Origin of the sequence: Cognatilysobacter segetis (assembly GCF_004359965.1) — a bacterium.
GTDB classification, from domain to species: domain Bacteria; phylum Pseudomonadota; class Gammaproteobacteria; order Xanthomonadales; family Xanthomonadaceae; genus Cognatilysobacter; species Cognatilysobacter segetis.
Genome location: NZ_SMRQ01000131.1, coordinates 1 through 1,853 on the forward strand (window position 1 = coordinate 1; position 1,853 = coordinate 1,853).

The 1,853-nt window shown below is 74.3% G+C and carries 1 protein-coding gene; it reads left to right on the top strand.

Going from position 1 to position 1,853, the window contains the following annotated elements:
* Nucleotides 1-1,853: tetratricopeptide repeat protein (locus tag E4F61_RS14285; RefSeq protein WP_133480260.1), on the top strand; the 1,853-nt coding region annotated here is incomplete at both ends.

Genomic DNA, 1,853 nt, shown 5'->3' on the forward strand with positions numbered 1-1,853 from the left:
GCGAACGTGGTCGCGCTGCGGGGCGCGGCCGAGATCGCCCGGCGCGACGGTCATTACGACGCCGCGCTCGCGACGCTGCAGCGCGCCACCGGCAGCGAGCGCGCGGACGCCGGCGGCTGGCTCGCGCTGGCCGAAGTCGCGCAGGCGGTCGGCGAGGATGATGTCGCGCTGTCAGCGGTCGCACAGGCGCAACGCGCGGCCGGCCAGGCGCCGCCGCGGTTCCTGCAGCGGCTCGGCGCGATGCGCGCGTTGCTGGAGGGCGACCCCGGCCGCGCCGCCGGCGACTGGCGGGTGCTGCTCGCGCAATCGCCCTCCGACACGCTGGCCGAACTGCAGCTCGCGCGCGCCCAGGGTGCCGCGGGCGATTTCGACACCGCGATCGCGACGCTGCAGCACCTCACCTCGCGGGATGCGCAGGACGCCCGCGCCTGGTACGAGCTCGGCAAGCTGTCCATCCTCAAGGGCGACGCGCGGCCGGCGGTCGACGAATACCTGCTGCGCGCGCTCGTGCTGTTCAAGCGCGGTCGCAATGCCTACGGCGTCGCGGAGGTGGTGAACGCGCTCGGCGTGGGCTATGGGCGGCTGGGGCAGACGAAGGAGGCCGAGGAGCAGTACCGGCGCGCGGTCGATCTGCGCCGCGCCGTGGGCAACCGCCGCGGCGTCGCCACCAGCCTGCGCAACCTCGCGAACCTGTTGGGCCAGCGCGGGGCGTTCGACGATGCCGCGGCATCGCTCGACGAGGCGCGGCGCATCAACGTGGAGCTCAACGACCGCGCCGGCATGGCGGCCGTCGACAACGAGCGCGGGCTGCTGGAGGAGGAACGCGGGCATTACGCGGCGTCGCTCGACGCGTTCCGGCTGGCGCTGCAGGGCTTCGAGCGCGCGGGCGATCCGCACGGCGTGGCGCAGGCGCTCAACGACATCGGCTTCGCGCATTACCAGCTGGGCGCGTACGACGATGCGCAGACCTACTGGCAGCGCGCAGCGGACGCCTATCGCCGCCTCGGCGACGAGACCGGCGACATCCGCACGCGCGAAAACCTCGGGCTGCTGCAGGCCGCGCGGGGGCGCTGGAGCGAGGCAACGCGATCGCAGCAGGCGGCGCTGGCGCAGGCACGCAAGCTGCAGATGGCCGAGGAAGCCGCCGTGGCCTACCGCAACCTCGCCGAGGTAGCGCTCACACGCGGCGACGTCACGACCGCGGTCGACAACGCCGCGCGGGCGCGACAGCTGTTCGACGAGCGCGACGACCTGCGCGGGTCGGTCGATGCAAGGTTGATCGGCATCGAGGCAGCGCTCGATGCAGGCGATGCCGCATCGGCGCAACGCGAGCTCGATGCGTTGCGCGCCGACCTCGCGCAGGCGTCCACCGAACAGCGCGCGATCGCCGGCCGCCTCGCGGCGCGCACCGCGCAGTCGCGCGGCGATACGCGCGGCGCGCTGGTGGCCCTGCGCGCCGCGCTGCCGCAGGCGCAGGCGTCGGGCGTGCGCGCGCTGCAACTCGAACTCGACCTGTTGCAGGCGCGGCTCGCCGGCCGCGACGTCGCCACGCTGGATGCCCCAACCGCGTCGCTCGGCAATGCCGCGCTGCGGCTCGACTGGATCGACGTCGCGATGGCACGTGCCCTCGCCGCGCGCGACGGCACAACCGTGCTGCGGCTCTACCTCGAAGCCGCGCCGTGGCTGCGCGACAACGCCAGCCGCGTCGCGGCGTCCATCCATGCACAGGCGGCACAGGCGCATCGCCTCGACGGCGACGAGCCCGGCGCGCCGCAGGGTGGCGGTATGCCGATCCGCATCCTCATCGCCGACGACCACACGCTGGTGCGCGAGAGCCTCGTGGGCCTGCTGCA